Source organism: Paenibacillus uliginis N3/975 (genome assembly GCF_900177425.1).
Lineage (GTDB): Bacteria > Bacillota > Bacilli > Paenibacillales > Paenibacillaceae > Paenibacillus_AQ > Paenibacillus_AQ uliginis.
In genome coordinates this window covers 2,100,507-2,125,283 of record NZ_LT840184.1, presented here as the reverse complement: position 1 = coordinate 2,125,283, position 24,777 = coordinate 2,100,507, and the positions used below count along the sequence as shown (strand labels likewise).

The window sequence follows — 24,777 nt, the reverse complement described above, 5'->3', positions numbered from 1 at the left end:
CCTTAGTTTCACTCAATCTATATTAAAGGTGATTGATGCCATCCATACATTGTATCAAACTTAAAAGAGTCACTCAACTTCCATAAGGCATAATCCGTTCAGGTGATAAAGTTTCGCTTACTGTACCGATTTGCAGTCCTTTAGCGCGTATCCCTTGGATCATGCCTTTAAGTGCTTTAGAGGAAGAGATGGTAGGATGCATCAAGATCAGAAAGCCAGGCTCAACTTTTTTTGAAATTTTTTGCACGACGGATTCCGGCGAAGGATTCCTCCAATCCACGGTATCAAGTGTCCACATAACGGTTCTCAAGCCGCGTGCTCGTGCAATAGAAACAGTCTGCTGGTTAAAATCACCGGATGGAGGAGCGAACCATTTGTTCGTTACACCTAGTTTTTCCTTAAGCAGATCCTGCGTTTTTGCAATTTCCAGCTCTGCACGGCTCCGGCTCAGCTGGCTCATATTCGGATGAGAGTATGCGTGATTCTCGACTTCGTGGCCTCTTTTCAATATTTCAGCAGCCAGCTCCGGGTTTTTCGCCAGCCAGCTTCCGTCCAGGAAAAAGGTTGTTTTAATCTTTTCCTCATCCAGGATGTTTAGCATCGGTTCAATAAATTCGTTACCCCAGGCGACGTTAATCATCAAAGATACCATCGGTTTATTCGGATTCCCCCGGTAAATCGGATGCTCGCCCAGTTGATCCAGTGTTACCTTCACTGGTATTTGCCGGTAGACGTACGTAATCGGTTCACCCGCTCGTCTCTTTAAATTACTCTTGTACGTTTCCTCCACATGAATCTCCTGGCCGTTATAACCGGGGACCGCTTTCCACACGGAATCCACCTTAGCATCTACGGGCTCAATTCTCGTCTTAGCTGCTTCGGCTTCAATCTCATTCAGCAATTGCACGTCGACAGCCGCAGTCTGCTGCTCTAAATTTATAGCCCCTTGAACCTCGTTTAGCTGTTTGATATACTCCCAGGAACCTGTAATTACCGCGATTCCTGACACTGATACGATGCCGACTAGTAGCACCGCCGCCTTCAATCCTTTCATGGACGCATCCATCCCCTTTGTTAGGCTTTGTCCCATTTTATGAGCAGAGGATACGTATTATGTACCTTATTATCTTGCAATCTACATACCGAACAAATCCCAAAAGAGATATAAAAAAAAGAGCCAGAATCATTTCTGCCTCTTTCCTTCATTATAGATCGTGTATCGGTTTACCCTTACTTCGTTTCAGCCGTCAAAACGGCTTTACGGGAAAGGTTAATCCGGCCTTGCTGATCGATTTCAGTAACCTTAACGGTAATCACATCACCGATCGCAACAACATCCTCCACTTTAGCCACACGCTCGGTGGACAGCTGAGAAATATGAACAAGACCGTCTTTGTTCGGAAGAATTTCTACAAAAGCACCGAACTTCTCAATCCGTTTAACGGTTCCGGTATAAATTTCACCTACAGCCACTTCACGCACAATACCTTCGATAATCGAAAGCGCTTTTTGGTTCATCTCCGCATTAGATGAAGCAATGAATACGCGACCGTCCTGTTCGATATCGATTTTCACGCCGGTTTCTTCAATAATTTTATTGATGATTTTACCGCCTGCACCGATAACGTCACGGATTTTATCCGGATTAATCTGCATTGTAATGATTTTTGGAGCATATTGAGAAAGAGTTTCTCTTGGCTTCTGGATCACTTCCATCATTTTACCGAGAATGTGCATACGGCCTTCTTTGGCCTGATCCAAAGCTTCCTGCAAAATATTGCGGTCAATACCGTCAATCTTGATGTCCATTTGGATTGCAGTAACGCCTTCAGCTGTACCTGCCACCTTGAAATCCATATCGCCAAGATGATCTTCCATACCTTGAATATCTGTCAAGATAGAAACATGATCACCGTCTTTGATCAAGCCCATGGCTACACCTGCAACCGGCGCTTTAATCGGCACACCTGCATCCATCATGGCAAGAGTACTTGCGCAAATACTTGCTTGGGATGTCGAGCCGTTGGATTCAATAACCTCGGAAACGAGACGAATCGTGTACGGGAAGTCAACTTCTGAAGGAATAACCTTGGACAATGCGCGTTCACCCAATGCACCGTGTCCGATTTCGCGACGTCCTGGAGCACGCAGAGGACGAGCCTCGCCGACACTGAACGGAGGGAAATTGTAATGATGCATGAAACGCTTCGTTTCTTCCAGATCGATACCATCAAGAATCTGTACGTCACCCAAAGCTCCAAGCGTACAAACGCTAAGCGCTTGTGTTTGACCACGTGTAAACAGACCGGAGCCGTGTGTACGCGGCAGAAGGCTTGTATCACATTCGATCGGGCGGATTTCAGACAGACCGCGTCCATCTGGACGAACTTTATCATGCGTAATAAGGCGTCTGACTTCTTCTTTTACGATATCGTGCAGAACCTCTTTAACGTCTTTCAAAAGTTCAGGAGTTTCAATGTATTTCTCTTCAAAAACAGTAAAAGCTTCATCGTTAATAACATCGATCGCATCCTGACGGGCATGCTTCTCAGCAATACGAACCGCTTCCACCAAACGTTCAGCAGCAAACTCGCGAACCTCGCGGTTTACGGTTTCATCGACCGCATGAAGTTTCACTTCCATCTTTTCTTTACCTGCGATGCTAACAAGCTCCTCGATCGTAGCTACGATCTTCTTAATCTCATCATGACCGAACATAATCGCCTCGAGCATTACTTCTTCAGGCACTTCGTTCGCTTCAGCTTCCACCATCATAATCGCATCTTTCGTACCGGATACGACAAGATAGACATCACTGATTTCCTGCTCAGCAATGGTCGGATTGATAATGAGTTTTCCATCAATACGTCCAACAGCTACGCCACCGATCGGCCCGTTAAACGGAACATCGGAAATGCTAAGCGCAGCGGAGGTACCAATCATGGCTGCGATATCAGGTGCACAGTCCTGATCCACACTCATAACTAGATTCAATACCTGAACGTCATTTCGGAAACCTTCTGGAAACAGCGGGCGAATCGGACGGTCCGTCAAACGGCTGGCCAGAATCGCTTTCTGACTCGGTCTACCTTCACGTTTAATAAATCCGCCTGGAATTTTACCTACTGCGTACAATCTTTCTTCATAGTTAACGGTCAGCGGGAAAAAATCCAAATCTTTTGGTTCACTTGAAGCCGTTACCGTACACAGTACAGCCGTATCGCCGTAACGGACCATAACCGCAGCGTTAGCCTGTTTAGCCAATCGGCCTGTCTCCAAGACGAGTGGTCTTCCTCCCAGCTGCATTTCAACACGTTTTTCCATGTAATCCCTCCTCGTGAGGACTTCTTATTTTTACCTGCTAATTTCAAGTATTGCCTGTATTTGCGTTCTTCATAAGAAAAACGTCTTATCGACGTATCTCAATGAAGACAGACCGCGTTTAGCGGTTGTTTTTCTTGCGAGATAAGGATGCTGTTTACTCCGAAGTTTAGACTTTCTTATCTCTAAAGAAAAACGTCTTATCGACGTACCTCAATGAAGACAGACCGCATTTAGCGGTTGTTTTTCTTGCGAGATAAGGATGCTGTTTACTCCGAAGTTTATACCTTTCTTATCTCTAAAGAAAAACGTCTTATCGACGTACTTCAATGAAGACAGACCGCGTTTAGCGGTTGTTTTTCTTGCGAGATAAGGATGCTGTTTCTCCGAAGTTTAGACTTTCTTATCTCTTAAAATACCGCCCTTTAAAAAATCCAGGGCGGTTCAGTCGGGTCAGTATCTGGCTGTATATGTAACAGAAAGAACCCATCTGAGCCCATAACAAACCGTCAAGAATACAAAGGATAAACCGCATCCCTAGAATCTAAAAAGAGCCCGGCTGCACCGCTGTCGTTCCAAGAAGGACAGTGGACAACCAGGCTGCTTTCGTACACCTTATGGATTATTAGCGGCGTAATCCAAGCTTCTCGATCAAAGCGCTGTAACGTTTAACATCCTTGTTTTTCAAGTATGCAAGCAACTTACGGCGTTGGCCGACCATTTTCAACAATCCACGACGGGAGTGATGATCTTTCTTGTGCGTACGCAAGTGGTCAGTCAAGCTCGTAATGTTTTCCGTTAGGATAGCGATTTGCACCTCTGGAGATCCTGTATCGGACTCGTGAGTTTTGTGCTCGTCAATCAGTTGTTGTTTACGTTCTTGAGTCAATGCCATCCTGTTCACCTCCTTCATTATAATCGCCATTGGCCTCGTTACCGACGGTGAGATCGAACAACCAAGCCAAGGTTATGAAAGCCCGTTACCCGGGCAACCTCTAAGAGTATAGCACACTTTATTTAAAAAAGAAAATGCGATCATCGCAATTTGTCCAAAAAAATGGAATTATCGGTTCAAGATCTCTCTGGTTTTGGCTACATCCCGTGAAATCCCCTCGATCAATTCGTTAACCGAATTGAATTTGAGTTCCTTACGGATAAACTGTACAACATCCACAATCATGGTTTGTCCATAAAGGTCTCCATCAAAGTCAAGCAAATGTACCTCGTAAATGGGCTTGACTATACCGTCGTGAAAGGTAGGTTTCAGACCAACACTCATAACGCCAGGAAGCCACTCCTTATCCGTAGAACACCGGGCCCAAACAGCGTAAACTCCTAAAGCCGGAGTAACATAATGTGCCTCAAGCTCCAGATTTGCTGTACGAAATCCCAAAGCGCGACCCCGCTTCTCGCCATGAATCACTGTACCACGAATCCGGTAATTCCGACCAAGCCAACGGGTAGCATCTTCTATCCGACCGCTAAACAATGCCGATCGTATGGAAGAACTTCCAACCTTCTCACCGTCCATAAGGAAAGGTGGAACCGTGACAACCTGAATCGTCCCTCTGCTCATCTCATGAAGCATGTCTGCACGGCCGGCACCTTTAAAGCCGAAACGGAAGTCAAAGCCGACCACTGCCGTATGCAGCTGAAGCGGCATGAGCATTTCCGTTACGAAATCTTCCGGACTGACTTGTGAAAAATCCTCATTGAAATCCACCACATAGAGTATATCAATCCCCATTTCGGCAAGCAGCTCCTGCTTGTCCACCTGAGGCGTTAAATAACCTTCATAATTCCCTTTACGCATCACATCCTTCGGATGTGGGTAAAAGGTGATGACTGCCGACGGTATAGCCTCTTTGCGTGCTAAATCGACAGCTGTAGAAATAACACTGCCATGACCCAGATGGAGGCCATCAAATTGGCCGATAGCCGCTACCTGCGGAATACCCAGCTCATTTTTCTGTTCCGGAGTTAACGGATAAGATATAGAAACGATTTTCATGTGCTTCTCACCTGCAATTCACTTAGATAGGACATCATTAGTTTTAAACAGAGAAGACCTTGACTGGAACAACAGCTCCCGTCTCTTCCTGTCTTTGGAATATACCTAGAAACCGGTCCTCTCTGTCATACAACCGGATACATTCCGAGTGATCAACTGGAGGATCTACGGCCCGGGCAGACAACCTTTGTCCCTGTAGAGCCGCATTCCTCTTCTCATCGGTAACAGTGTGGGCAGGCAAGTGCACGATAGCTTCATCCACAGGGATCAACCTGGAGCTTAACGTTCCGTCTTCCATAAACTGTTCGATTTGTTCCAGTGTCAAACATTTGGTTGAGGAAATCCCCGCCGATAAGGTTCGCATAAGTTTTGCCATCGTCGAAGGGAGTCCCAGTTTCCTTCCAATATCTACACAGAGCGTGCGGATATAAGTTCCTTTGGAACACAGAACACGAAAAGAAATATCGGTGTAGTTCTCCTGTTCCTCAAAACCCGTCATCTCTATTTCATAAATGTTAACCGTACGGCTTTTGCGTTCAACTGTCTTCCCTTCACGGGCAAGCTCGTACAGTCTTTTACCATCAACCTTCACTGCTGAATACATGGGCGGTACCTGAGAAATCTCACCCAGAAAGGAACGAAGTGTTTCCTCCGCTTCTTTCTTCGTTACATTTACTGTTTCCACTGACTCAATTACCGTACCAGTTATATCCTCGGTATCTGTAGAAAGTCCTAAGCGGAGAACTGCTCGGTACTCTTTGGGAAGCTCCTGCATGTATTCAACCACACGGGTCGCACGCCCGAGACAAAGAGGCAATACGCCCGTTACCTCAGGGTCCAGTGTTCCCGCGTGACCGATTCTTTTCATTTTGACAAGACGGCGTACTTTAGCGACAACATCATGTGAAGTCCATCCAGCTGGCTTGTGTACCGCCAAAATACCTTCAAGTTCTGTCATAGTGCTTGTCTCACCTGCTCTACTACCTTAGAAATAGTGTCTTCCAAATCTCCTTCGATCCGGCAGCCTGCTGCACGAACATGCCCGCCTCCGCCAAAGGATTGGGCCAATGCTGCCACGTCCACTTTACCAGCGGAACGCAGGCTTACCTTAACAGCTCCGGTATCCACTTGCTTAAACAAAATCCCGACCTCTACACCTTGAATGTTGCGCGGATAATTAACGATACCTTCCAGATCTTCATTAACAGCTCCGGTATCGATCATGTGCTGAGGTGTAACATACACCCAGGCTACCTTACCGTCTGGTGTAATGTTCAATGTATTCAGCGCATGAACCAGCACTTTCAATTGCGGAAGGGTCATCTCTTCCAGCAGCGACTCCGCAAGCTCCGGTCCATTCACTCCATAGGATAGCAGCTCTGAAGCTATACCCATCACTTTTGGAGACGTATTTGCGTAACGGAAGCCACCTGTGTCCGTTAACAGACCCGTGTATATAGCTGTGGCAACTTCAGCGTCCCACTCTATTTCGAACAAGTTTAACAGGTCAAAAAGAATTTCTGCGGTTGCTGCGGCCTCAGGAAGGACCACGTTGACAGCGCCGTACCGGTTGTTCGTCGGATGATGATCAATGTTAACAATGATTGCATCCTCAGTGAAAAACTGCTTCGTCCGGCCAACACGCTCAAAATCGGCACAATCCACACAAATAATGTTACTAAAAGAACGCTGCGGCGGGTACTCCGACATGTTGATTAGATCATCGGCATGCCATAAGGATTTCATTCTCTTCGGAATGACTCCTTCGTTCATCATAGTGAATTTTTTGCCCAAACGTGAGAGAAGCCAGCCCACCGCAAGGGTGGAACTGACTGCATCTCCATCGGGCTGAACGTGCGACACTATCAAGTAATCGTCATGCTCCAGCAGAAATTTTTTGGCCTGCTGCAGCTCTTGTTCATAGGTCTGCATTCGCCCTCTCCTTTATAAAACGATCTGTCTAATCTTCTTCGCGCTCGCCGATTTCACCTAGTAGCTTCTCAATCCGGCTACCGTATGCAATGGATTCATCGAACTTGAAGATCAACTCCGGCACATGGCGGAGACGAACTCTTTTGCCAAGCTCTGAACGGAGAAAGCCACTTGCTTTCTCAAGTCCTTTCAAGGTAGCAGCTTTCTGCTCATCATCACCGAGTACGCTGAGATATACCTTAGCCTGTGACAAGTCATTCGTCACATCTACCCCGGTTACGGTGATGAAGCCGATTCGAGGATCCTTCATCTCCGTCTGTATAAGCTGGCTGAGTTCTTTCTTAATTTGTTCGCTGACGCGTCCTGTTCGGATTTTAGCCATGTCTGATCACCTCTTTACGTTAGCGCTCTACCGTTTCCATGATAAAGGCTTCAATGACGTCTCCTTCTTTGACGTCACTATAGCTTTCCAAGGTAATGCCACATTCATAACCTTGCGCCACATCTTTAGCATCATCTTTGTAGCGTTTGAGTGAATCGATCTTACCTTCATGAATAACGATGCCGTCACGGATCAGGCGCATTTCGGCGTTACGCGATATTTTACCGGAGGTAACCATACAACCTGCAATCGTACCCACCTTGCTGACTTTAAAGGTGTTACGCACTTCGGCATGGCCGATGACACTTTCCTTGTAAATTGGATCCAGCATACCTTTCATGGCTTGCTCAATCTCTTCAATCACGTTATAGATAACCCGGTGCAAGCGAACATCCACTTTTTCTTGTTCAGCGGTTTGTTTAGCCTGAGTATCCGGACGCACGTTAAAGCCGATCACGATGGCATTGGAAGCAGCAGCCAAAATAACATCTGACTCTGTAATGGCGCCTGCGCCACTGTGAATGATTTTCACGCGAACGCCTTCCACTTCGATTTTATTCAAGGAACCTTTCAGCGCCTCAACGGAACCCTGCACGTCACCTTTAATAATAACGTTAAGGTCTTTAATTTCACCATCTTTAATATGTTGAAACAAATCATCAAGTGTGACACGTGTATTTGTGTTCAACTCGGATTGACGCTGTGTGATGGAACGTTTATCGGCAATGGAACGGGCTTTACGCTCGTCTTCAAACACCATAAACGGATCTCCCGCTCCCGGAACTTCGGTCAAGCCTGTAATTTCAACAGGAGTCGAAGGACCGGCTTCTTTCAGACGGCGTCCCTTATCGTTAACCATAGCGCGGATACGGCCGAAGCAGTTACCTGCAACAAAGGCGTCACCGACTTTAAGTGTACCGTGTTGTACAAGAATCCTTGCCACCGGACCTCTGCCTTTATCCAGTTCAGCTTCAATAACGGTACCGCGGGCACGCTTATCCGGGTTCGCTTTGTACTCATTTACTTCAGCTACAAGCAGAATCATCTCAAGAAGATCCTCAAGACCCATACGCTGTTTAGCCGAAACGTTAACGAAGATTGTGTCTCCGCCCCACTCTTCCGGTACAAGCTCATACTCCGTTAATTCCTGTTTCACTTTGTCCGGATTCGCTTCAGGCTTATCAATCTTGTTTACTGCTACGATAATTGGCAATCCCGCAGCCTTTGCGTGGTTGATGGCTTCAACCGTTTGAGGCATAACGCCGTCATCCGCCGCAACTACGATAATCGTCATATCTGTAACTTGAGCACCACGGGCACGCATAGCTGTAAATGCTTCGTGACCTGGTGTATCCAAGAATGTAATCTTCTTGCTGTTAATTTCAACCTGGTAAGCACCGATATGCTGGGTAATACCACCAGCCTCGCCGCTGGATACGTTCGCTGAACGAATAGCATCCAAAAGTGTCGTTTTACCATGGTCGACGTGACCCATAATCGTAACGACCGGAGGACGTTCATGCAGATCCGCCGGATCATCAACCTCTTCAACCGTTTCGAAGCGGTCTTCCACAACCGGAATCTTCACTTCTACCTCAACACCGAACTCGCCGGCCAGAAGCAGAATCGTATCAATATCGAGTTCCTGGTTAATCGTGGCCATCACGCCGAGGAAAATCAGCTTCTTAATGACCTCGGAAGCGTCCTTATGAAGCAGCTTCGCCGTTTCACCGACGGTCATGTTGCCACGGACGATAATTTTCTTCGGCGTGTTGTCGATTTTCTCACGAGGCGGCTGCTGGTTCTGGTTCCGACCGCGGTTATTCTTACCTCCGCGATTGTTACGGAAGCCCCCTTGACGGTTGTCGTCAAATTTTTTGGAGCCTGGACGGTTGTTGTTGTTATTATTGTTGGTTCTGTTTCCACCGCGGTTTCCAGCGTTGTTATTGTTGGAATAACCGCCGGTGTTACCGCCTGCACGGTTGGAGTCGGAACGTCCTCCTTGAGACTGTCCTCCACCTTGAGGGGAACGTGAGCCTTGAGACTGTCCTCCACCTTGAGGAGAACGTGAACCTTGGGACTGACCTCCACCTTGAGGAGAACGCGAACCTTGGGACTGACCTCCACCTTGAGGAGAACGTGAACCTTGGGACTGACTTCCACCTTGCGAGCGTGCTCCACCCTGTCCTGTTCCTTGCTGAGGACGGGATCCGCTTTGTTGACCAGAGCCCTGTGGGCCTCTGCTGCGGTTGTTTTGCTGGTTTCCTTGGGAAGATCCGGAATTATTGGTTCTCCGGGAATCCTGACTACCTTGAGAGCGCTGTTGAGAGCCGGATGCATTTGGGGTGTTCTGATTTCTATTGTTCATACCTACCTGCTTTTCCTGTTGTTTTTTAGGCTGTCCTTGTTCCTGTCCTTGACCAGATGGTCTTTGACCTTGATTCCGGCTGCCGTTTTGCCCACTGCGGCTGCCTTCGTTATTTTGTTGAGGAGTGTTTACCTGAGTGCTTCCAGCTGAAACCGCACTGCTAGCCCCAGAAACTGCTGGCTTGCGGCTGTCGCCCCGTGATGTTTCCGATCCGTCCCTTTTAGCAGCAGCATTAGACTTGATGTCTTTAAAGAACTGCTCCACCTTGGATACCGTCTCGTTTTCCATAACACTCATATGATTATTAACTGGAACGTTCAGACGCTTGAGTATCGTGATAATTTCCTTACTGCTCATGCTCAACGATTTAGCATACTCATATACACGAAGTTTATTGTCTTTGTTTTCCTGTTTACTCAATATACTCCACCTCCGACATTATCCCCACTTGCTTGGAGATCATTTCTGCGAATCCTTGATCCGTCACTGCCAGCACAACCCTTTGCGGTTTACCTACACTTGTGCCCAGTCTTTCCCGGTCAAATCCGATTACCAGAGGGATTTTATAAGTTCCGCATTTATCGCGGAACTTTTTTTTTGTATTATCTGAGGCGTCACCCGCCAGAATGACCATTTTCGCTTCAGAAGACCGGATTACTTTGAGCACGATCTCATCGCCGGTAACCACTTTACCTGCTCGCATGGCAAGACCCAAATGAGAAAGCGCCCTATTCGTCATCGGCACTCTCCTTGGCGGCTAGGAATTCATCTTCTACCTTAATGAAGTCCTGTGCCAGCTGCTCATAAATTTCAGGCTGAACATGATGCTTTAAAGCACGATCAAGCGCTTTGTTTTTGTGTGCAAGCTTAAAGCAGGACAATTTCCCGCACAAATAAGCGCCCCTGCCCGACTTCTTGCCAGTCAGATCAATAAGCACTGTATCATCGGGTGTCTTTACTACACGGATAAGCTGCTTCTTGGACATCATTTCCTGACAAGCCACACATTTACGAAGCGGTATCTTTCTCTGTTTCAAAGCTAACACCCCCGTCTGTTTACTTTAATCGACGGAGACGGAATCCTGATGCATTTCACCCGAATGGGTTTTTGGTCTGCCGTATTCCTGTTCCGCCTGGCTCTCGCTCTTAATATCGATTTTCCAGCCTGTCAGTTTAGCCGCAAGTCGGGCGTTCTGACCTTTAATTCCGATGGCCAGAGACAGTTGATAGTCAGGAACGATAACGCGAGCCATCTTCTCGTCCTCGTAAACCTGAACTTCCAATACTTTGGAAGGACTCAAAGCATTAGCAACATACTCCTCAACCTGCTCCGAATACCGCACGATGTCGATTTTTTCACCACGAAGCTCATTGACGATCGTCTGCACACGCATACCTTTTGGCCCTACACAAGAGCCGACAGGATCGACCTCCTCGTTGCGGGAGTACACGGCGATTTTGGAACGGAACCCAGCTTCACGAGCTACGGAACGAATTTCAACTACACCGTCAAAAATTTCAGGAACCTCAAGCTCAAACAGACGCTTCAAGAGACCCGGATGCGTACGGGACAGCATAATCTGAGGTCCCTTTGTCGTGTTCTCAACCTTAGTAATGTACGCCTTGATCCGGTCGCCGTGCTTGAACTTTTCGTTAGGCATAAGCTCGGTGAGCGGTAGAACCGCTTCAATCTTACCCAGGTCAATGTAGATGTTGCGCGGATCTTGACGCTGCAGCGTACCTGTTACGATATCATCTTCCTTATCGATAAAGGCGCTGTAGATCAGCCCACGTTCCGCTTCACGAATGCGTTGTGTAACGACCTGCTTGGCAGTTTGTGCTGCAATACGTCCAAAATCTCGCGGGGTTACTTCAATCTCGGCGATATCGTCGATTTGAAAATGCGGGTTAATGTCACGTGCTGCAGGCAGCGAAATTTCTGTGCGAGAATCCAGAACCTCTTCCACGATCAATTTGCGGGCATATACCTTAATAACTCCGGTATTGCGGTTCATATCCACTCGCACATTTTGCGCGGCGTTGAAATTGCGTTTATAGCTGGAAATAAGTGCCGCCTCAATCGCTTCAAACAGCACATCCTTGCTAATCCCCTTGTCTCTCTCCAATTCATTCATTGCTTCAATAAAATCCATACTCATTGAAAATCGGTTCCCCCTTTCAAAACTTCCGTCTAAAAAATGATGGCCAATCTGGCACTGGCAACTTTTGCATATGGAATAACGTGCTGTTTCTTTCCGACTTTAATGACAAGCTCCTCGTTATCAAAGGATTCCAGCTTGCCTTCAAATTCCTTCATTCCATCCACAGCCTCGTAAACCGTAACGAAGACATCTTTACCAACTGATTTGACGACGTCTTCTTTCTTCTTCAATGGGCGTTCTGCACCAGGTGAAGAAACTTCAAGAAAGTAAGCGGTTGGAATTGGATCATTCTCGTCCAGCTTTTGGCTCAGGTATTCGCTGACCGAACCGCAATCGTCTATATCGATGCCGCCTTCTTTGTCCACAAACACCCGTAGAAACCAATTGCTGCCTTCTTTAACATACTCCACATCTACCAGTTCAAAGCCGTGTTCATCCAAATACGGCTGCACCATTTCTTCCACAGTCGTTTTAATCTTCGGTGTGCTCAAAGAACATAACCTCCAACACTTTCATTTCCTATATACCAAAGAGTAAAGAGTGGGTTGCCCCACTCTTTACACAACGGTTTTATCTCCATGATTACCAAAAAAATTATAACATAGTCTGGCAATAGTGACAAGTATGAGTCCTTGACTGTCAAGTTGTCAAGAGGCCCGCTGAACCCCTTTGTTTTCAGCCATTCATTAAAACAATGAGAGCTGGTTGCTCTCCGGCAATCCTCGGAAGCAGCCCATTTGGGTAAGCAGCTCAACCGCTGTCTTACTGGCTTTGGATTTCTGCTGAAAATCTTCAATGGACAGAAACTCTCCGAACTCTTTTGCAGCCGCAATGTTTCGTGCTGCGTTGTCACCGACACCCTGTAAGGCAGAGAATGGCGGAATTAGTGAATCCCCATCCACGATGAAGCGGAGAGCATCGGAACGATAAAGATCAATACTCTTGAACTTTAAGCCGCGAGCTGACATTTCCAGTGCCATTTCAAGAATTGGAAGCATGCTCTTCTCCTTGGTACTTGCCTGAAATCCTAACTGTTCGATCTCAATAATCCGGCGCCCTATCGCATCATAACCTTGACAACACAACTCGATATCAAAGTCCTCAGCACGAACAGAGAAATAAGTGGCGTAGTATTCAATCGGATGGTAGAGCTTGAAATAGGCGGTACGCACAGCCGAAATAACATAGGCAGCAGCGTGCGCCTTCGGGAACATGTACTGGATTTTCAGACATGAGTCGATATACCACTGAGGTACTTTACATCTCTTCATCTCGTCAATCCATTCCTGTGACAGTCCCTTACCTTTACGAACACTTTCCGTAATCTTAAACGCTAATCCGGCGTCCATACCCGCTTTGTAAATCAGAAACAGCATAATGTCATCGCGACAGCCGATAACTGTTTTGATGTTGCATGTACCGTTCTTAATCAGCTCCTGAGCATTCCCTAGCCATACGCCTGTACCGTGAGACAATCCTGAAATTTGCAAAAGGTCAGCGAAACTTGACGGCTGGGATTCAATCAGCATCTGTCTAACAAATTTCGTACCCATCTCGGGAACCCCGTATGTTGCAACAGGTGAGCGGATTTGCTCCGGCGTAACACCGAGTGCATCCGTGGAGTTAAACATACTCATGACCTTCGGATCATTCATCGGGATTGTTGTAGGGTCTACTCCCGTCAAATCCTGAAGCATACGCATCATGGTCGGATCATCATGCCCGAGAATATCAAGCTTGAGCAGATTCGCTTCAAAGGCATGATAATCGAAATGCGTTGTTTTCCACTCCGCATTGACATCGTCGGCCGGAAATTGCACAGGCGTGATCTCTTCAACCTCAATATAATCCGGGACAACTACGATCCCGCCGGGATGCTGGCCTGTGCTCCGCTTGACGCCGGTACAGCCTGACGCAAGCCGGTTCAATTCTGCGCCCCGCCAGAGCTTGTTATTGTGCTCTTCATATTTCTTGGCGAAGCCAAATGCCGTCTTCTCTGCCACGGTACCGATGGTACCGGCACGGAATACGTTCTTCTCGCCGAACATCTCTTTGGTGAAATTATGGGCAAGCGGTTGATATTCACCGGAGAAGTTCAAGTCAATATCAGGAACCTTGTCCCCTTTGAAACCTAGGAATGTTTCGAACGGTATATCCTGTCCCTCGCCTTTCATCATGTTTCCGCATTCCGGACAAGCCTTGCCCGGCAAGTCGAATCCGCTTGGCACGCTGCCGTCCAGGAACCATTCGCTGTGCTTGCAAGCCGGATCCTTACAAATGTAATGAGCCGGAAGCGGGTTAACCTCTGAGATGCCCAAGAAGGTTGCTACTACAGAAGAGCCTACAGAGCCCCGCGAGCCTACAAGGTATCCATCCTGATTCGATTTCTTAACCAGTTTCTCGGAAATGAGATAGTTCGCAGAGAAACCGTACTTGATGATTGGCTCCAGTTCTTTCTCCAGACGGGCTACAACAACCTCCGGCAGCTCTTCTCCATAAATCGATTTTGCGGTTTCATAACATGTGTTGCGGATTTCCTCATCCGCACCTTCAATAATTGGAGTGAACAGCTTCGACGGGAACAGTTCGAATTCCTCAAACCGATCTGCCAAATCATTCGTATTCTTAACAACGATTTCGAATGCTTTATCCTTGCCTAAATACTCAAATTCCTCCAGCATCTCTTCAGTTGTACGGAAATGAGCATCCGGCTTTCGAATATCCTTCAGTGGGCTAAAACCCGTAATACCGTGAATTGTAATGTCACGGAATAGCTTATGACGCGGCTCGAGGTAATGAACGTTTCCTGTTGCAATAACAGGCTTGTTCAGCTTCTCCCCGATACGGATCACTCGCCCAATGGCCGTCTTCAGCTCATCAGGACTTCCAACAAAACCTTTATCCACAAGGTGCATGTACATCGTTAACGGCTGCACTTCAAGAACGTCATAGAATTGGGCGATTTCTTCCGCTTCTTCCTCCGTCTTATTGAGAACCGTCTCGAAAAACTCACCCTTCTCACATCCTGACAGCACTAGCAGCCCGTCACGCATCGACTCCAGCTTGGACTTCGGAATACAAGGCACTTTTTTGAAATGTTCCGTGTGTGACATGGATACCAGCTTGTACAAATTTTTCTTGCCTACCGGGTTCAATGCGTATATTCCACAGTGAAAAGGTCTCGTGTTAGACAAGTCGTTACCGACATAGTCATTAAGACGATTCAGCATCGTAATCCCCTTCATCTTATCCACATCTGCCAGCAGCCCATTCAAGATGCCAGCAAGTGCAATGGTGTCGTCAATGGCCCGGTGATGGCTTTCCAGCAATACCTTGTATTTATTAGCCAGTGTATTCAAACGGTGGTTCTTCATCCCCGGATGAAGCAATCGTGCCAGCTCGAGCGTATCTAAATATGGATTCTCTAGCGTAGGCATCCCCGCGATCTTTAATGAGGCTTGAATAAAGCCCATATCAAATCTGGCGTTATGGGCAACCAGTACCGCATCCCCGACAAATTCCACGAAATCTTTGAGGACTGGTTCCAAGTCTGGAGCGTCCTTTACCATTTCATCCGTAATATTGGTCAACTGCTGGATATGGTAAGGAATTTTTTCATGAGGGTTAACAAATGTTGCATATCTGTCAATTTCCTTGCCTTCATGCATTTTCACGGCTGCAAGTTCTGTAATATTGTTCCGCGTGATGGATAGACCAGTAGTCTCGATATCGAATACGACGTATGTTGCACTATTCAGCTCAATCGGCTGTGCCTGCTCCACCACATTAACCGCATCGTTTACAACATTGGCCTCTACACCATACATCATCTTGATGCCGTTTTTTCTGGAATGCTTATCGGCATCCGGGTAACACTGAATACCGCCGTGGTCACTGACCGCAATCGCTTTATGACCCCAGTCGGCAGCCGTTTTAATATATTTATCAATCGAAGTTACAGCATCCATCGTGCTCATTGTTGTATGAAGGTGAAATTCCACACGCTTCACAGGCGCATTATCTTTGCGAGACGGCGGAGCTTTTACTTCTGTAAGATCCGACGGAATCATCACAAGTTCAGGTATCTGCATAAACCGGTCAAACTCAACCCGGCCGCGCGCCTTCACCCACTTGCCATCCGCCAGGAGATTCAGCACCTTCAGATCGTCCTTGGTTTTGGCAAACATCTTCATCTGCAGTGAATCCGAAAAATCAGTAAGGTTAAACATAAAGAGTGTACTGCCGTTTCGGAGCTCCTTACGGTCAAGGCCGAAAATGGTACCCTGAATCGCAATTTTCTTTTCCTCGTCCTGGATTTCCTGAATCGGTACAGGCTGATCCTTGATGTCATAACCCACCTGTAGTTTGATATCGCCTTCTTCTTCATCTGAATCGTTCTCAACTTCCAGACTTGTCATAATCTGCTGGATAACTTCACGTTCTTCTTCACGCTTCTTCTGCTCGAACTCCTCATAGGCAGCCAGCCCATTATCGCCAACACTCAATTTCACCCGAAGAGTAAGCGCAAAGTACTGACTATAGAACCGAGTGATAGCTTCGTCGATCTGCTTCTTTCGTGCAAGCTCCAGAGACATACCATCCGACATCGTGAGCTGCAGCAAACCTTCCTCCACTTCATACTTGGCTCTCGCCATCCATCCATTCACTGATGGAATTTCCCGGTGCACCCATTCCAGGAAAAGGCTCCAGTACTCCTGTACGATGTCCGTTTCACGGATCGTCCCCTGATACCGAAATACAAACTTGACCTTGGCGATATGATTCATTTTCTCTTGTATCCTTAAGCAAAACGTCCGATATACCTCTGACGGTACGAGGGTCTCCTTCAAGATGGTTACCGTCCATTCCTTGCTGGTGCGGCTGATCTCCACCTGCTCAATCAAACCGTCTAAAAAATAGGGTTCTATCAAACCTGCCGGGACCTCTCCCTGCTTCATCAGCAGTTCAAACCGTTTTCTCTTCTCTTCCGCTGTGTCCATGGTTCCCTCCCCCTGCTTACGAAAAAAAACAATCAGTTAGACAAGTAGAAACGACTTCGTCTTCCTTGTGAGAGGACGATGGCGTTTCTGCGAGAAATATAAGCCAAGTATAAATGAAATCTAAAACTTTCTTATATTTCAAACGAAAAGCTTCTGGGGCAGCACCCATTCGTCCTGTTACCCACAGAGCGTCATGCCATCCAGAAGCTTTCCGGAAAATTTGTTTCGTTATGGTTCAAGCATTTTTTATAACTATTACTCTATCACATTAGTAAGCTCTTGCGAACAGAACGGTATGATTTGCCTCTTCACCACAAACGAGACAGATCTTCTTCTGTTCAGACGGTTCAAACGGAATGTTACGGCTAGTAGCACCGGTTTCCTGCTTTACCGTATCCTCACAAGCCTCAGAACCACACCATCCAGCCAAAGTGAAGCCACGCTTCTCTTCCATACTTTCCTTCATTTCATCCAATGTATCAACAGAATAGAAATGATCTTCACGGAATTCCTTGGCACGGTCATACATCTCCTGATGTACTTGGTCTAGCATCGCCTGAACTTCCTCTACCAGATTCGCTTGTTGTACAATTTTCTTCTCTCCAGTGATTCGGGAAACGAGCACACATACACCGTTCTCCATGTCGCGAGGTCCGATTTCCAGACGGACGGGAACACCGCGCATTTCGTACTCGTTAAACTTCCACCCCGGACGCACATCAGTATTATCATCTACACGAACCCGAATTCCTGCTGATTTCAGTTCGCTAAACAGCTCGTCCGTACGTGCAACAACCGCTTCCCAAGTCTTAGGAGGTCCGATCGGAACCATAATAACTTGTGTTGGAGCAACCTTCGGAGGTAATACCAATCCACGATCATCCCCGTGAACCATGATCAAGGATCCGATCAAGCGTGTACTTACGCCCCAAGAGGTGGTGTGTGCATACTCAAGCGTATTTTCACGATTCAAATATTGAATTTCAAAAGCTGTGGAGAAGTTGGTTCCCATGAAGTGAGATGTACCGGCCTGCACAGCCCGTCCATCTTTCATCATCGCTTCAATGGAATAAGTATCCACTGCACCTGCAAACTTCTCGGAAGGTGTCTTTTGGCCTTTAATAACCGGAATTGCCAAGTAGTTCTCTACAAAATCACAGTAAATCTCAAGCATTTGCATCGTTTCTTGACGTGCTTCCTCTTCCGTCTCATGAGCGGTGTGACCTTCCTGCCATAAAAACTCACTCGTCCGCAAAAATGGAAGTGTCCGTTTCTCCCAGCGTACAACGTTGGCCCACTGGTTAATCAGCACCGGAAGATCACGGTAAGACTGAATCCACTTGGAGTACATATGTCCGATCATCGTTTCAGAAGTCGGACGAATTGCAAGACGCTCTTCAAGCTTCTCGCCAGCCGCTTCCGTTACCCAAGGTAGTTCCGGGTTAAAGCCCTCCACATGCTCTTTTTCCTTTTGGAAAAAACTTTCCGGAATAAAGAGCGGGAAATACGCATTGCGGTGTCCTGTCTCTTTAAACCGACGATCCAATTCATCCTTGATATGTTCCCAGATTTCATAGCCGTCTGGTTTGAAAACGATACAGCCCCGAACCGGTGAATAATCCATCAAGTCCGCTTTTTTAATGACATCAATATACCAGCGTGAGAAATCCTCTCCCTGTGGCGTAATTTCAGTCACGAATTGTTTATCCTTAGACATAAGAATACTTGTCCTCCCATATAAAAACATCGATTATGCAGCTTATCAGGCTAAAGTCAGGGTATTGCCAAAATATTAGATCATATATGCGTGAAACTTATAAATTCTAATATTTAAAAAAATTTACGGCTCCGTGCGGCTGGCGCACCGAGCCGTAAATGAATGGTTAACCGTTAATTAAACGCAGTATATCATTATAGGTTACGGCGATCATCAGGAGGAACAACATGGCGAATCCGATAAAATGCACCATACCTTCCCGGTTTGGATCAACCGGCTTGCCGCGTAATGCCTCCACTCCAAGAAACACGAGACGACTTCCGTCAAGTGCAGGTACTGGCAACAGGTTAAATATACCAAGATAAAGGCTGAGTATTGCTGCCCAATAGGTCAACTGCTCAATACCTTGCTTAGCAATCTGTCCGGTAACCTCAAAGGTACGAACCGGACCACCCAAATCGTCCATAGAGAACTTATTAATCAACTGACTGAATCCCTGGAAAATGATGTTTGTCGTATCCACCATCGCTTTTCCTGAACCGGTAATGGTCTCTCCGAACCCCGCCGAACGACTTGGCAGCTCGGTCACGATACCAACCTTTCCGCCTTCTTGTCCTTCCATGGATCGTGGTGTTAACGTTACATTAAACACCTCGTCCCCACGACGAACAGTCCAATCCATCGGCTTGTCCTTGGAAACGGAAATAAGTTCGATCATTTTTTTGAAATCCGCACCTATTGCCGTACCATTGACAGTTTCGATGATGTCGCCTTCCTGAAGATTCGCTTCATCCGCAGGCATGCCTTTTGTAATCTTACCAATCTGCACATAAGTCGGGTTCTCCACCGGAATTCCCGCCATCTGAATGTGAAGTGCGAACAAAATGAACGCAAGTAAAAAATTCATCACCGGACCAGCAAAAATAGCAAGGGCACGTTGGCCGACCGTCTTACTTCCGAACTGGCGATTTTTAGGGGCGATCTGTGTTTCCGTCCCCTTGGTTATCATCATAGCTTGAGGATGAACCTCGTACTGCTGAAACTCACCATCTACATCCAGACGTAGGGAAAGACGTTCTTCCAGGTCGATAAACTGAACCTCGCCCCGGATTATATTCTTACGGTTATCCAATTGGTCCAGGTAAATCCGCTTCACCTGATTATCACTATTCAACCTTACAGCAATTGTCTGACCCGCCTGAATTTCAATCAATTCCGGATCATCCCCGGCCATTCGGGCGTAGCCTCCGAATGGAAGCATACGCAATGTGAATTGAGTTTCGTTACGTTTATACGAGAACAGTTTCGGCCCGAAACCGATCGCAAACTCCCGAACCAAAATACCAGCTCGCTTGGCGAAATAATAGTGCCCCCATTCATGCACCGTTACGATGACAAAGAACATTAGCACCGTTAAAAAAACGACCTGCACCATTTCCAAATTGACATCCCCCTTTTCCTCTGAGAACGCAGTATGTCCCTATAGATTATCATTATTCTCTTGTTCATCACAAGAGAATCACATGCTGTCAGCTTTTTTCAGGGAGAATTTCGAATAGCTTCAGAATCCTACAGTCGCGCGGCAAGCTCACGCGCCAATTTGTCACTTTCTTCAATTAACTCCAAAGCCGGTTCAGGTGTGTTCTTATGCTCGTTCAGCACTTTTTCGATGATAGCCTCAATCTGCAGAAATGAAATTTCTTTCCGCAGAAAACGGGCAACCGCCATTTCATTAGCGGCGTTAAATACCGTTGTTGCCGTCCCACCCATCTTACCACATTCGTAAGCAAGCCTTAAACAAGGAAAACGCTCAAAGTCCATTTCACGGAATTGAAGCTTGCCGGCTTCTGCAAGAGATAGTGTGGGTGAAGGTGATGGCCACCGTTCCGGATACGTGAGCGCATATTGGATCGGCACTCTCATGTCCGGATTCCCGAGTTGTGCGATGATGCTGGAATCACGGTACTGTACGAATGAGTGAATGATACTTTCTGGATGAAGCAGTACTTGAATCTGTTCATACGGCAGCCCAAACAACCAATGCGCCTCGATAACTTCCAGACCCTTGTTCACCATCGTTGCCGAATCAATGGTTATTTTAGCGCCCATGGACCAGTTCGGATGTTTCAAAGCATCTTCCACCGTCACATTTTTCAGCTGTTCTCGGTTTAAGTCACGGAAGGAACCACCAGATGCAGTTATAGTAATGAATTCAACATCTTGACGCCGTTCGCCGTTCAGACACTGAAAAATCGCCGAGTGTTCGCTGTCGATCGGAATGAGATCAACACCTTTAGCTTGGGCTAAAGCCGTAACCAGATGTCCAGCCGTAACAAGAGTTTCCTTGTTAGCCAAACCAATCGTTTTGCCAGCCTCAATCGCGGCTAATGTAGACGGTAATCCCATACTACCGACTACAGCAGTAACGACGATATCCGCATCGGTTCCTGCTGCTACCTCGATCAATCCCTCACGGCCAAAAAACAGCTGCGTACCTTCAGGAAGAAACGGACGAATACGCTCCGCCAGTTCTTTGGTAGCTACCGAAATCTTTTTCGGCTTAAATTCCTTGCACTGCTGAATCAGCAGATCCACATTGCTTCCTGCCGCTAAACCTTCAATCTGAAACTGATCACGATATTTCGAGACGACATCTAATGTCTGCGTTCCGATGGAACCTGTGGAACCAAGCACACTAATTTTTTTCATACCTGCATCTTTCCTTTCATCAGTAAGGGAGAAGACTCAAAATATGTACGAACGGAAATACAACAATCCAGCTGTCACAGCGGTCTAAAATCCCGCCATGACCAGGTAAAAGACTGCCAGAGTCTTTAATGCCGTATACCCGCTTATAGGCTGATTGCACAAGATCCCCTAGTTGACCGATTACCGCGCTGGCAAGCCCGATCATCAACGCATTACCTAAAGGTAGAAGGCCATCGGATAAAAGAGCAAAAATCACCGCAGTGATGACAGCAATAATTACGCCGCCGACCGCACCTTCAATGGTTTTGTTCGGACTGATAGCCGGCCAGAGTTTGTTGCGCCCCAGTTTACGGCCAACAAAATAAGCGCCGGCGTCACTTGCCCAAATGGATGCAAGAAGCAGGAATGTCCAAAACAGACCGTGTCCATCCGGTGTATTCCGTGATTCTGCAATATACAAAAAGCCTATTCCGATATAGACTGAGGCCAGAAACAGTAGCGAAACCTGTTGAATTCCAACTCTGTTCTTGCTGAATACGGTAACGAGCAGAAACAGCAGCATCAGAAGCCATGTCCCACTCCCCCATGGAAGCGGGAATGCAATATCCAGCAGATTCCATGGGAACACAAACATCAGTACGCCAAGATAGCCAATGACCGCCGTTCCACCGAACGGTGCAGCCTTCGTCATCTTAACAAATTCATAATAACCGATCAAAGACATAGCAAGGACAAGAAAATGATACCAAAGGCCGCCCATGAAACATAACCCTAAAAAGACAGCTCCCGCTACAATTCCGGTAATTATTCGCTGTTTCATTACGTCCCATCCTCCATAACTACTTTAGACCGCCGTAGCGTCTTGTTCTGTGTTGATATTCAGCAACAGCTTCAACCAAATGTTCACTGGTAAACTCAGGCCATAAAACATCGGTAAACCATAATTCGCTGTATGCGAGCTGCCACAGCATAAAATTGCTGAGCCGTAGTTCACCGCTCGTTCGGATTAACAAGTCCGGATCTGGTAGATCGCCCGAAAGAAGCCTTTTGCCTATCAGTTCTTCGGTAATATCCTCAGGCCGAAGGGTCCCCTCGCCAATGTCCCGCCCCAACGCTTTGACACATTCGGTGATCTCCTTGCGGCTGCCGTAATTCAACGCAAAATTCAAAACAAGCCCATCATTATTCGCCGTCCTTGCAACCGCTTCTTGCATGGCCTCCAGCGTATGCGAGGGAAGATCTTCCGGATGGCCCATCATCGTTACCCGGACGTTTTTCTCTATCAATTCTTCCAACTCAATCGCCAGAAACTCCTGCGGAAGCTTCATCAGGAAATCGACCTCATCCTTGGGACGCTTCCAGTTTTCCGTTGAAAAAGCATACATCGTCAAAATTTTGATCCCCAAATTATCCGCCGCAATAGTAGCTTTTTTGACAGCCTTCATACCGCTCTGGTGTCCAAAAATACGCGGTAACCCGCGTTTCTTAGCCCAGCGGCCGTTGCCGTCCATAATAATGGCCACATGATGAGGGATGTTGTCCGGAGAGAGCCGGGGCGCCTGCTGACTGTTCTCCTGATTCAACCACGATCGAACCCGTTTGATCATTCCAAATTTCCTCCAGGCATCTTTCTGCAAAAAAGAGACAAACCCCACCTTTACCGGAGGGGCCGAAGTCTCTTATACTTCCATGATTTCTTTTTCTTTAGCAACGAGCACTTTGTCGACTTCTGCGATATATTTATCCGTAGCCTTCTGGATATCTTCCTGATGTCTCCGTGACTCATCCTCGGAAATATCGGTTTTCTCCAGTTTTTTAATGTCGTCGTTGGCATCCCGGCGAATGTTGCGGATGGCCACTTTCGCTTCCTCGCCGAATTTCTTCGTCATTTTGACTAGATCTGTTCTGCGCTCTTCTGTTAGAGCAGGAATCGACAAACGAATTTGATTACCATCATTTGCCGGTGTCAATCCCAGATCAGATTTCATAATGGCCTTCTCAATATCACCGAGCGAAGATTTATCCCAAGGCTGAATCATCAGCGTGCGGGAATCCGGTGTCGTGATATTAGCGAGCTGGTTAATCGGGGTTGGAGCCCCGTAATATTCTACTTGAATTCGGTCGAGCAGAGATGAACTAGCCCGGCCGGCTCGCAGAGTAGCGAGATCGCGTTTTAATGACAGAATCGCTTTTTCCATGCGTTCTTCTGCATTTTTCTTCACCGTTTGTGGCATTAGTCTACACTCCCTTTAACGATCGTCCCGATCTTCTCGCCAAGAACGACTCGTTTAATATTACCTTGCTCAGTAATTGCAAATACAATAAGCGGAATGTTATTGTCCATGCATAATGAGGATGCTGTTGAATCCATAACACCCAGGTTTTTATTCAACACATCAAGGTAAGTAAGTTGTTCATACTTCTCAGCCGTTTCATCCTTGAATGGATCAGCTGAATAAACGCCATCCACTTTGTTTTTCGCCATAAGAATAACTTCGGCTTCGATTTCAGCAGCTCTTAGAGCAGCCGTTGTATCTGTTGAGAAATACGGGTTACCTGTTCCTGCCGCAAAAATAACGACGCGTCCTTTTTCCAGGTGACGGATCGCTCTGCGGCGAATGTAAGGCTCAGCGATTTGTTGCATGGAGATTGATGTTTGAACCCGGGTAGGCACACCGATCTGTTCCAGTGCATCCTGAAGAGCCAATGAGTTCATCACCGTTGCAAGCATCCCCATGTAATCAGCCGTTGCACGGTCGATACCGTTCGCACTGCCGGCGATGCCGCGCCAAATGTTGCCCCCACCGCACACAATCGCTACTTCTACGCCAAGCGCAACAACTTCTTGAACTTGTTCAGCGATGGAAGTAATGGTCTCGGCGTCGATTCCATAACCGTTCTGGCCTGACAGGGATTCCCCGCTGACCTTCAAAATAACTCGTTTAAATACAGGCTGTTCCAAATGATTACCCTCCACTTTAAGACGGCGCCTTTCGAAAGACGCCCGTTTGAAAAACGACAGACAGACGCAAAACACTGCTTGACGGCTTATAAAAATCGGGTAAAAACATCCGTTTCGCAAAGGAAACGTCTATCGACACACCTTCTAGGAAGCAGACCGCCTTTTAGATGAAGTTGTTCCTACGAGATAAGGGTAGTCTTTACTCCGGATTTT

20 protein-coding genes are annotated in these 24,777 nt (G+C 46.9%); all 20 read right to left on the bottom strand.

Translation table 11 applies throughout. From position 1 onward, the window contains the following. Nucleotides 1-73 precede the first annotated feature (73 nt). The 20 genes from B9N86_RS10045 to pyrH all read right to left on the bottom strand — a co-directional run bounded on the left by B9N86_RS10045 (nucleotide 74) and on the right by pyrH (nucleotide 24,564). A complete protein-coding gene (locus tag B9N86_RS10045; RefSeq protein ID WP_208918900.1) occupies nucleotides 74-1,054 on the bottom strand; it encodes a polysaccharide deacetylase family protein in 981 nt (326 codons plus the stop codon). Between the two features lie 176 nt (nucleotides 1,055-1,230). Continuing rightward, the gene (gene pnp, locus B9N86_RS10040) at nucleotides 1,231-3,324 is read right to left on the bottom strand and encodes a polyribonucleotide nucleotidyltransferase (RefSeq protein ID WP_208918899.1); all 2,094 of its coding nucleotides are present in this window, start codon (nucleotides 3,322-3,324) and stop codon (nucleotides 1,231-1,233) included. 622 nt (nucleotides 3,325-3,946) lie between these two features. After that, nucleotides 3,947-4,216 (bottom strand): 30S ribosomal protein S15, encoded by a 270-nt coding sequence (gene rpsO, locus B9N86_RS10035; protein WP_023957583.1) that lies wholly within the window; start codon nucleotides 4,214-4,216, stop codon nucleotides 3,947-3,949. 168 nt (nucleotides 4,217-4,384) lie between these two features. Further along, a complete protein-coding gene (locus tag B9N86_RS10030; RefSeq protein ID WP_208918898.1) occupies nucleotides 4,385-5,332 on the bottom strand; it encodes a bifunctional riboflavin kinase/FAD synthetase in 948 nt (315 codons plus the stop codon). Between the two features lie 43 nt (nucleotides 5,333-5,375). Further along, on the bottom strand, nucleotides 5,376-6,290 hold the full coding sequence (gene truB, locus B9N86_RS10025; RefSeq protein ID WP_208918897.1) for a tRNA pseudouridine(55) synthase TruB: 915 nt from the start codon (nucleotides 6,288-6,290) through the stop codon (nucleotides 5,376-5,378). Beyond that, a complete protein-coding gene (locus B9N86_RS10020) occupies nucleotides 6,287-7,264 on the bottom strand; it encodes a DHH family phosphoesterase (RefSeq protein WP_208918896.1) in 978 nt (325 codons plus the stop codon). The genes truB and B9N86_RS10020 overlap by 4 nt, the downstream gene beginning before the upstream one ends. Nucleotides 7,265-7,292: 28 nt before the next feature. Continuing rightward, complete coding sequence (gene rbfA, locus B9N86_RS10015) at nucleotides 7,293-7,646, bottom strand: 30S ribosome-binding factor RbfA (RefSeq protein WP_208918895.1); 354 nt, start codon at nucleotides 7,644-7,646, stop codon at nucleotides 7,293-7,295. A 19-nt stretch (nucleotides 7,647-7,665) separates the two neighbouring features. Further along, complete coding sequence (infB, locus tag B9N86_RS10010; RefSeq protein WP_208918894.1) at nucleotides 7,666-10,434, bottom strand: translation initiation factor IF-2; 2,769 nt, start codon at nucleotides 10,432-10,434, stop codon at nucleotides 7,666-7,668. Then, a complete protein-coding gene (locus B9N86_RS10005) occupies nucleotides 10,427-10,753 on the bottom strand; it encodes a L7Ae/L30e/S12e/Gadd45 family ribosomal protein (protein ID WP_208918893.1) in 327 nt (108 codons plus the stop codon). The genes infB and B9N86_RS10005 overlap by 8 nt, the downstream gene beginning before the upstream one ends. Then, nucleotides 10,743-11,051, bottom strand: coding sequence for an RNase P modulator RnpM (rnpM, locus tag B9N86_RS10000; protein WP_208918892.1), 309 nt, complete (start codon nucleotides 11,049-11,051; stop codon nucleotides 10,743-10,745). The genes B9N86_RS10005 and rnpM overlap by 11 nt, the downstream gene beginning before the upstream one ends. Nucleotides 11,052-11,075: 24 nt before the next feature. Then, on the bottom strand, nucleotides 11,076-12,173 hold the full coding sequence (gene nusA, locus B9N86_RS09995; protein WP_208918891.1) for a transcription termination factor NusA: 1,098 nt from the start codon (nucleotides 12,171-12,173) through the stop codon (nucleotides 11,076-11,078). A gap of 32 nt (nucleotides 12,174-12,205) precedes the next feature. Next, nucleotides 12,206-12,667: a ribosome maturation factor RimP gene (gene rimP / locus B9N86_RS09990; RefSeq protein ID WP_208918890.1), complete on the bottom strand. Its 462-nt coding sequence runs from the start codon at nucleotides 12,665-12,667 to the stop codon at nucleotides 12,206-12,208. A gap of 195 nt (nucleotides 12,668-12,862) precedes the next feature. Further along, nucleotides 12,863-17,176, bottom strand: coding sequence for a PolC-type DNA polymerase III (locus B9N86_RS09985; RefSeq protein ID WP_208918889.1), 4,314 nt, complete (start codon nucleotides 17,174-17,176; stop codon nucleotides 12,863-12,865). A 268-nt stretch (nucleotides 17,177-17,444) separates the two neighbouring features. Next, complete coding sequence (gene proS / locus B9N86_RS09980; protein ID WP_208918888.1) at nucleotides 17,445-18,893, bottom strand: proline--tRNA ligase; 1,449 nt, start codon at nucleotides 18,891-18,893, stop codon at nucleotides 17,445-17,447. 166 nt (nucleotides 18,894-19,059) lie between these two features. After that, nucleotides 19,060-20,328: an RIP metalloprotease RseP gene (gene rseP, locus B9N86_RS09975; protein WP_425298608.1), complete on the bottom strand. Its 1,269-nt coding sequence runs from the start codon at nucleotides 20,326-20,328 to the stop codon at nucleotides 19,060-19,062. Nucleotides 20,329-20,462: 134 nt separating this feature from the next. After that, complete coding sequence (locus tag B9N86_RS09970) at nucleotides 20,463-21,602, bottom strand: 1-deoxy-D-xylulose-5-phosphate reductoisomerase (protein WP_208918886.1); 1,140 nt, start codon at nucleotides 21,600-21,602, stop codon at nucleotides 20,463-20,465. A gap of 19 nt (nucleotides 21,603-21,621) precedes the next feature. Beyond that, nucleotides 21,622-22,422 (bottom strand): phosphatidate cytidylyltransferase, encoded by an 801-nt coding sequence (locus B9N86_RS09965; protein WP_208918885.1) that lies wholly within the window; start codon nucleotides 22,420-22,422, stop codon nucleotides 21,622-21,624. Nucleotides 22,423-22,441: 19 nt separating this feature from the next. Beyond that, the gene (locus tag B9N86_RS09960; protein WP_208918884.1) at nucleotides 22,442-23,209 is read right to left on the bottom strand and encodes an undecaprenyl pyrophosphate synthase; all 768 of its coding nucleotides are present in this window, start codon (nucleotides 23,207-23,209) and stop codon (nucleotides 22,442-22,444) included. A 72-nt stretch (nucleotides 23,210-23,281) separates the two neighbouring features. Further along, nucleotides 23,282-23,836, bottom strand: a complete 555-nt coding sequence (gene frr / locus B9N86_RS09955) for a ribosome recycling factor (RefSeq protein ID WP_208918883.1) — start codon at nucleotides 23,834-23,836, stop codon at nucleotides 23,282-23,284. Then, the gene (gene pyrH / locus B9N86_RS09950; protein ID WP_208918882.1) at nucleotides 23,836-24,564 is read right to left on the bottom strand and encodes a UMP kinase; all 729 of its coding nucleotides are present in this window, start codon (nucleotides 24,562-24,564) and stop codon (nucleotides 23,836-23,838) included. The genes frr and pyrH overlap by 1 nt, the downstream gene beginning before the upstream one ends. Nucleotides 24,565-24,777 lie beyond the last annotated feature (213 nt).